Below are 7,868 nucleotides of genomic sequence, written 5' to 3' on the forward strand. Positions count from 1 at the left end.
TTACGCCAGCAGCACCGCGCGAATGGCATCGGCGTCGACGTGATCGTGCTCGGCAATGGCGACCAGCGTGGTGCGGCGCGGCTCGTCAGGGCGCCACGGGCGATCGTACTGGTGCCGCACCCGCGCGCCCACCGCCTGCACCAGCAGCCGCATCGGCTTTCCCGCAACGGCGGCATAGCCCTTTACGCGCAGGATATGGTGATCGCGGGCCAGCGTCTCGATCCGCGCGACCAGCGCCGCCGGATCGGCGATCTCGCCCCATTCGATAACGGTGCTGTCAAAGTCGTCGTGTTCGTGATCATCCTCACCATCATGGTGCGATGGGCGCGCGGCGATGTCGTCCTCGGCTGCGGCATCAAGCCCCAGGATCACACGCGGATCGACCACGCCTTCGGTCAGTTCTATCACCGGAACCGGGCGACTAAGCTCTGCCGCAATGATCGCGCGCGCGGCGGCTACGCCTTGGGGTCCGGCCAGATCGACCTTGGTCAGCAGGATCATGTCGGCGCAGGCCAGCTGATCCTCGAACACTTCCGACAGCGGCGTCTCGTGATCGATGCTCGGATCGGCGGCGCGCTGGGCGTCAAGCGCTGCCACATCGGGCGCGAACCGGCCTGCCGCGACCGCTTCGGCATCGGCCAGCGCCAGCACGCCGTCCACGGTGATCCGGCTGCGGATCGCAGGCCAGTCGAACGCCTTGAGCAGCGGCTTTGGCAACGCCAGACCCGATGTCTCGATCAGGATGTGATCGGGGCGCGGATCAAGCGCCAGCAGCTTTTCCACCGTCGGGATGAAATCGTCCGCCACGGTGCAGCAGATGCAGCCATTGGCCAGCTCTACGATGTTTTCCGCCGGGCAATCAGGAATGGCGCAGGACTGCAGAATCTCGCCATCCACACCCAGAGAACCGAATTCGTTGACCACCACGGCCAGCCTGCGGCCACCGGCATTGTGGATCAGGTGGCTGATGAGCGTGGTTTTCCCCGCGCCCAGAAAGCCCGTGATGATGGTGACCGGCACCTTGGACAGGGACGCCTTGGACAGGTCTGGCATAGTAACTTCCCCGCGCGCCAGAGCGAGACACGGCGGGGCTTGCCGGACAAGTCCGGTCGGCGCGCGACGACGGGCGGGCGCGACAAAGCACCCGTAACCACGCAACCCGTGCAGCCCCAGCCACACAGCTTCGTCGCTCAGACGGAGAGTTACCGTGCCGTGACCATCCCCTGGATCAGGCAAGAGCGACCGGTGCGCCGGCAGGTCTCCTGGCTCGCGGGTCACAGCTTGATGCACGCCTTCCCAGACTTGGCGCTTGCGCGCTGCCCAGTGGCTGCTCCTGAATTCAGGAGCATGTGCATCGCGCTATCCGCTTACAGTTGCAGGGACAGCCACGGATTTGGGAGCACGCTCCCGCACCGCATTCCCGATTAAGCCCCTTGCGGGGCACCGGCGCGATCATTGAAGGGCGGGTTACCCCGATCCTTCACCGCGCGCTCTAGACGAAAATGCCAGCCAAGCCAATTGATGATGTTGCTTCACGCAACGTGGACGGTCAGGCACCGACCGAAACCTCGATTTCATCGAACCGCTTCCATCGATAGATCGCGTAACTCGCCAGCCAGCAGAACACGAAAAGACCGATGATGGCGAAGCCCAGACCATTGAAATTTTCACCCAGTTCAATGGCGATCCGCCATGGCGCACCCGTAAGGGCCAGCTTGTCGCCAATCAGGGCCAGCGTTTCGATTCCACCAATGACAATCGCCACGATGGCCGAGATCAGGGTGATGGTGATGTTGTAGTAGAGCTTGCGGATCGGCTTCACGAAGGCCCATTCATAAGCGCCCAGCATCACCACGCCGTCCGCCGTATCGATGAGGGCCATACCGACCGCGAACAGGGCGGGCAGGACCAGGATTGTCCCGATCGACAGGCCATCGGCGGCCTGGCTGGCCGACATGCCCAGAATGGCAACTTCGGTTGCTGTATCGAACCCAAGCCCGAACAGAAACCCCAGCGGGGCCATATGCCAGCTTTTGTTCACGAGGCGGAACATCGGCCTGAACAGTCTGGAAAGCAGACCGCGCCCACCCAATAGCAGATCAAGATCGTCCTCGGCATAGCTGCCGCCTGCACGAACATGGGCAAAAGTCCGCCAGACAGAGCGCAGGATGACCAGGTTCATGCCGGCGATCGTGAACAGGAAAAGCGCGGAAATCACGGTTGCAATCACGCCACCGATTTCCTTGAAGGCGCCGAACTGCGACAGCGCGCTGGCCGTCACCGCAATGATGATCGATGCTATGGCAATGATTCCGGAATGCCCGATCGCGAACCAGAATCCGACCGAAACCGGGCGCTGCCCGTCCTGCATCAGCTTGCGGGTCACATTGTCAATCGCCGCAATATGATCGGCATCAACCGCGTGACGCAGGCCCAGCCCCCAGGCAAGCACAGCGGTGCCGAGCATTAACGGCTGTGCATGAAACAGGCTGAATGCCCAGACCCAGACCCCAATGTTGGCGGCGATCAATCCGGCAAACAAGGCACCAATTCGTCGGCGCAGAGACAGGGATGGCAGTGACTTCGTGAGGTGCATGATTGGCTCGGCGATTGAGGAATATACAAACGAAGGATGGCGCCGCAGACGTGCTGCAGCGCCGCCCATCAAGGGATTTCGCTAGAAATTGACCTTTGCGCCAATCCTCACAGTTCGAGGCTCGACCACGCGGCTCAACCGGCCTTCCACCGGAGCACCTGCATCGAAGGCGGGGATGTAGGACTCGTAATAATAGGCGATGTCCTTGTCCCGGCTGTCGAAGATGTTCAGCACTTCTCCAAATATCTCGACCTTCTTGCCCTTCCACGCGGCCCGGGCATTCATGACGGTGCTGCCTCGATCCCGGACACTGTTGTCCTCGACAAGCGGAGAAGGTCCAAGGTGGCGCACCCGAATGCTGGCTTCCCAGGGATCAAGAATGATGGCGGCACCGGCTGAAGCCGCGTTCTCAAATGCATTGGGGATGTGATCGCCATTGTCGAAGCGCGCATGGCTGGCGGTATAGTTTCCATCAAGCGCAAGCCAAGGGAACGGCCGCCAGAAGGCGACGATTTCATAGCCATGACGCCCACTGGCACCCGACGGTTCAACAGCATTGGAATCGCCAATGAAACGAAGTTCGCTGCCGACATGCAGCCACCAGTAAGTCGCGGTTAACGTGACCCCGGAGAATTGAATGCGTCCTCCCAGTTCCTTGCCGATGCCGCGAACCAGAACGGGAACAGGCGTGTCCCTGTTGACCGCACCCCGAACATCGTTGGAATGGAATCCACGGCCCCAGTTGGCGTAGAGTTCAAGATGCGGCGTAACCTGATAGGCGATTGACGCCTTGGGAGAGAGAATCGACGCTGAGCCACTGCCTTCGCCCAGCGACGCCGCAACAGAATCTCGTGCACGCACGGAATAGTGATAATAGTCCCCGCGAAGACCACCTGTCACACGCAGTCCCGCCAAGGGTTTCCAAGCGACTTCGCCGTAGAGCGCGGAAGACAATTCCCCGACCCGAAAGTGCCCGAGAGATTCAAGAAATGCGCGGGCAGCCGTTCGATCGACACCAACATTCCCGACGGCGTCGTATCTGTTTTCGGTGCCAAGGCTCACAGCCAGACTGTCAGCGATTTCCCAATGTTTTTGTGCGGACAGCCCGAGGACCCAACGCCGGTCGAACTGCTTGATCTGCGCGCTTGTGCCATCCGGATCGGTGTAAGTGGGGTTCGAGAACATCGACCAGTCGTAAAACTGGGCATAGACATTGGCGCGCCATGTCGGTTGCTTGACCGCGATGTTAGCCACCAGGCGCGTCGTCTCACCCCGCGCGGAAGGATCTGGAGAGCAGAACACATCCGCACACAACGCCGTGCCGATAATGCGCTCGGGGATTTGCTCGGTTGGGTGCCATGTCGCCCGGTAGGCATGGAGAGATGCCTCCAATGTGCCCGCACCGGTCGGCATGCTATATTTCGCGAACCCCGAGTAATGGCGCAGACGTTCAGGTTCCTGCCACGGTCCGTCATAGGCCTTGGCCTGGGCGACAAGCGTGAGGTCTCCGCCGCCCAGGTCGTGCAATGTTCCACCCGCAGCGACGCGGCGCCAACCATATGAACCAGTCTCGGCCGATGCCCATGGCCGGTCATAACCCTTGATGGTCGTCATATAGGCTGCTCCCGCCAGAGCGAAATCACCGCCATCGGCGCGGTAGGGCCCTTTACGAAAATCCTCCCGGCCCACGATCTCCGGAATGAGGCCGTTGAGGTCGAGATAGCCATGACCATGTCCGTGGGTACGAAAGTTCATCTGCACATCATCGATATAGGTACTGAAGTCAGACCCATGGTCGAGGTTGAAACCGCGCAGGAAATACTGGTTGGCTTTGCCGCTCCCAGAATGCTGGGCTGCAACCAGCCCGGGCACCGCTTCCAGCAGTTCGGCCACGCGGAGAAGAGGCCGCACGAGGAGATCGGCCCCTCCGACGCTTCCTTCGCTCGCTGATTTGGCAGTGCCGATCATGGCCTCACCGCGACCGAAAACCACAATGTCGTTACCCGCCACGACTGCATCCGCGCTTGTTTGCGATGCCTTTTCAGAGGTTTCGGCAAATGCCGGTTTTCCGATACAGATCAGCGCAAGGGCGCTGCTGGTAGTAATGGTCTTGATCACTAAATAGTCCCCCGGCGTCTTGCGACGTGGCCGGGGCAAACCCGCGCGAACGGGCGACACGCGCGGCGGCCGGACGCCATGGGCGGCCGACGCACGTCTCCGATGCGGCCCCAGCCGCTCGTTCGTCGCTCAGACGGAGTTCACCGTGCCGCAGCCATCCTCTGGACCAAGGCAAGAGCGACCAGACGCCGGCAGGTCTCCTGGCTCACGGGTCACAGCTTGATGCACGCCTTCCCAGACCTCGCATGATTTAGCGTCCGGCCCAGTGGCTGCCCCTTCCAAGAGGAGCGATGTACATCGCGCTATCCGCTTACAGTTGCAGAGACAGCCGCGGATTTGGAAGCAAGCTTCCGCACCGCATTCCCGATTAAGCCCCTTTCGGGGGCACCGGCGCGATCAATGAAAGGCGGACTAGTCTGCCCGTCGATACCTCACCTAACTGAAGTGATCGGAAAAGCCAATAACGCTTGGAGCAGGGATTGAATCAACGATTACTGCATCCCGCGCCACCATTGCCATTGGCACGGCCAGAGCGCACCAACCGCGCGCACTCGATTTGAATGGCGGGTTTTCACTGAACCTATCGTTGGCCATCGGACTCCTGTACGACCGGAAGTGGTCGAAAGCCGCCAGTACGCTTCATCCGGTGGAGCGGTATTGGTCATTCTGCTTCGTTTGCCAGCCGCTCCTGAACCTCGGTAACGAACCGCGACGGGATGTTCTTGCCGTAGAGAAGATGGACCTCGTGGCGCGCCCGCGTGAACCCGACGTAAAATAGCCGTCGCGCCTCGCGCAGGTCGTTTGCGCTCGGATTGTTTCGCGGTAGCCGGCCTTCTTCCATCCCCACCAGGATGACGACATCGAACTCGCGGCCCTTGGCGCTGTGAAGCGTCGAGAGGTTGATACGATTAAGGCCTGTACCGATGCCGGCGAACTCACCCAGCGACAGGTCTTCGACGTCCCCTTCCGGACCGAGCCGCGCGATGAGATCGTCGAGCAAACCCAGATCGTCGTTGAGCGAACGCGCGCCGACCACATGCGGTGCGACGATTTCTGCGCGAAGCGCTGTCAGCCAGGCATCGAGCGCAAGGTTGTCATTCCGCCGGCTCCACAAAGCGGCGGTCAATGCCCGCTGAAATTCGAGTCTGGCCGCGTCGTCAGTCAGAACCTCGTGGAACAGCCGCGAACCTTCGCCGATCACACGGCTAAGCCGCGGGTCGCCGCTGCGCCAACCGCCGCAACACCACATCGCGCATTGCTCGAGCCAGCGCAGTAGCTGGCTTGATCGCGGGTACAGCGCATTGGCGTCGGTGCGGGTGACCGAATAGCCCGCGTCGGCGGCGGCATTCGCGACCTCGTCGCCGATAAAGGCCGCCGGATAGAGCACGGCGATCTCGCCGAGGTCGAGGTCGGGGCGGCGCTCCCGGATCTCGGGAATCAGTTGTTCGATCAGATGGCGGGCCTGACCCGCATAGCTGCCGGTGCAGGGCTGGAAGTAGATCGTCCCCTCGTGCGCATCGTCGGGTGCACAATAGCCTCGCTCTTCGCCCAGGGCGTATTCGGACGCAGCAACGATTTTCGAGCCGCAGCGATAGTTGAGACCGAGCCGGACCGTCTCGACATCCATGCGTTCGGATAGGCGGCGCAGCAGCTCGGGATGGGCGCCGGTGAAGCCGTAGATCGACTGATCGACGTCGCCCACCGCGAACAGCCGCATGCCGGCGCTGAAGCACAGCCCCATGACCATACCGTGCAGCGCGCGCCCGAGATCCTGATATTCGTCGACGGCGAGGATCGGATATTTGGCGACGAGCGCTTTGCGGAGCCACGGGTTGGTCGCGAGCGCGCGTACTGCCAGCAACGGCATGTCGTCGAAGTCGACCAGGCCCTTCGCCCGCAATTCGGCTTCATAGGCGGTCACGAGCCTCGCCAGCTGCGGATCAGCGGTATCGAAATCGGATTGCTCGCGAACAAGGAAACGGCGCCTATAAACACCCATCCGGAAATCCCAGGTCTGCGGATTCTCCGGTCCCTTGATGACTTTGGCATGGGCGCGCTCGAGCGCAGCACGCGATTGCTGCCGGGTGGCGACGGTGAACTCGTCCGGCAAGCCAACCCCCGCCAGCTTCGCGTAGGGGAATAGTATCTGGGTCAGCGAGAATGAGTGGACCGTGCCGATGAAGACCCGGCCGCTTGGCGAGATACCCAGGGCGTCGAGCCGCGTTTCGAGTTCGCGCGCGCACTCGTTGTTGTAGGTGATGCAAGCGATACCGCGTGGCTCATCGACGTCTTCACTGAGCATGCGGGCCAACTTGACAGTCAGGGTCTTGGTCTTGCCGCTTCCCGGACCAGCGAGCAGCACACAGCTACCGGTGGTTTCATATGCCTGCCACTGGCGCTCGTTGCGGCGCAGATCCTCTGCGCTGCGGAGATACAGCGCGCGGTTAGACAAGACCGATCACATGATTGACCGCCTTCGAAATATAGTCGGGCACCGGATTCCCGGAGACACGGGTCGCTAGACGCTGCGCGAAACGGCCTTTGCCCATCTGCTCGATCATCTTGAGCAGGACCTTGTGGTCGACGGTATCCTCCTCCTCCTCCCACTCGCTGAGCAACGTCATGCGCGCCTGGCTGAAGCTATGCTCGCGCAGCGTCTCGATCATCTCCTGCGCATAGTCACCGTCGAACAACTCGGTCTCAAGAGTGTCAGTGTTCACGAAGATGCCGAACAGCTCCATTTTCTCGAAGGATTCCTTATAGCTGCCTTCTTCGATGTCGCTGATGACGGCGTCGGTATCCTCGCCGTCCCGTGCCCCGTCGATCGTGCGAACAAGGTTCAAGCCGCGATTATAGGCGCGAGGCACCTCGTTCACCTCGTCATAGTCGGTGATCACCGAGAACGGGATGCCGAGCGCGCAGAGCAGCTTTGCATAGGGTTGGAAGTTTGTGCCGGCGACTGAGCAAACCGTGATACCGTGCTCGTCGAGCGAGACCTCCATTTCCCCAGCGAAGGTCGGGATCAGAGTACGCCTCCGATAGCAGCCGCATTGTCGAGGTGATGTATCCAGCTCATTGCGCGGGCATGGATGACATAAGCATTGATGTGTTTGCAGGCGCTCGTCGCCTGGACGTGGTGGAGACCGGCCGACGC

Annotated in this window: 5 protein-coding genes and 2 riboswitches; all 5 genes read right to left on the reverse strand. The window is 61.3% G+C overall.

The annotated features are described in order from the left end of the window. Complete coding sequence (gene cobW / locus LQ220_RS22275) at positions 1 to 1,053, reverse strand: cobalamin biosynthesis protein CobW (protein ID WP_011444005.1); 1,053 nt, start codon at positions 1,051 to 1,053, stop codon at positions 1 to 3. Positions 1,054 to 1,234: 181 nt separating this feature from the next. Then, positions 1,235 to 1,463, reverse strand: a riboswitch (cobalamin riboswitch). 86 nt (positions 1,464 to 1,549) lie between these two features. Beyond that, complete coding sequence (locus LQ220_RS22280) at positions 1,550 to 2,596, reverse strand: HoxN/HupN/NixA family nickel/cobalt transporter (RefSeq protein ID WP_083455652.1); 1,047 nt, start codon at positions 2,594 to 2,596, stop codon at positions 1,550 to 1,552. An 81-nt stretch (positions 2,597 to 2,677) separates the two neighbouring features. Further along, a complete protein-coding gene (locus tag LQ220_RS22285) occupies positions 2,678 to 4,606 on the reverse strand; it encodes a TonB-dependent receptor (RefSeq protein WP_230190277.1) in 1,929 nt (642 codons plus the stop codon). A 280-nt stretch (positions 4,607 to 4,886) separates the two neighbouring features. Beyond that, positions 4,887 to 5,121, reverse strand: a riboswitch (cobalamin riboswitch). Positions 5,122 to 5,375: 254 nt separating this feature from the next. Continuing rightward, entirely contained in the window at positions 5,376 to 7,166 is a 1,791-nt protein-coding gene (locus LQ220_RS22290; RefSeq protein ID WP_230190275.1) for an ATP-dependent helicase, read from the reverse strand. Continuing rightward, positions 7,159 to 7,830, reverse strand: a complete 672-nt coding sequence (locus tag LQ220_RS22295) for an ATP-dependent endonuclease (RefSeq protein WP_354958448.1) — start codon at positions 7,828 to 7,830, stop codon at positions 7,159 to 7,161. The genes LQ220_RS22290 and LQ220_RS22295 overlap by 8 nt, the downstream gene beginning before the upstream one ends. Between the last annotated feature and the right edge of the window lie 38 nt (positions 7,831 to 7,868).

The organism is Sphingobium sp. CECT 9361, assembly GCF_918741285.1.
In the GTDB taxonomy this organism is placed as follows: domain Bacteria; phylum Pseudomonadota; class Alphaproteobacteria; order Sphingomonadales; family Sphingomonadaceae; genus Sphingobium.

Excerpts from the sequence above, each read along its gene's own strand:
- cobW (WP_011444005.1), bottom strand. The coding sequence starts at position 1,053 with ATGCCAGACCTGTCCAAGGCGTCCCTGTCCAAGGTGCCGGTCACCATC.
- LQ220_RS22280 (WP_083455652.1), bottom strand. The coding sequence starts at position 2,596 with ATGCACCTCACGAAGTCACTGCCATCCCTGTCTCTGCGCCGACGAATT.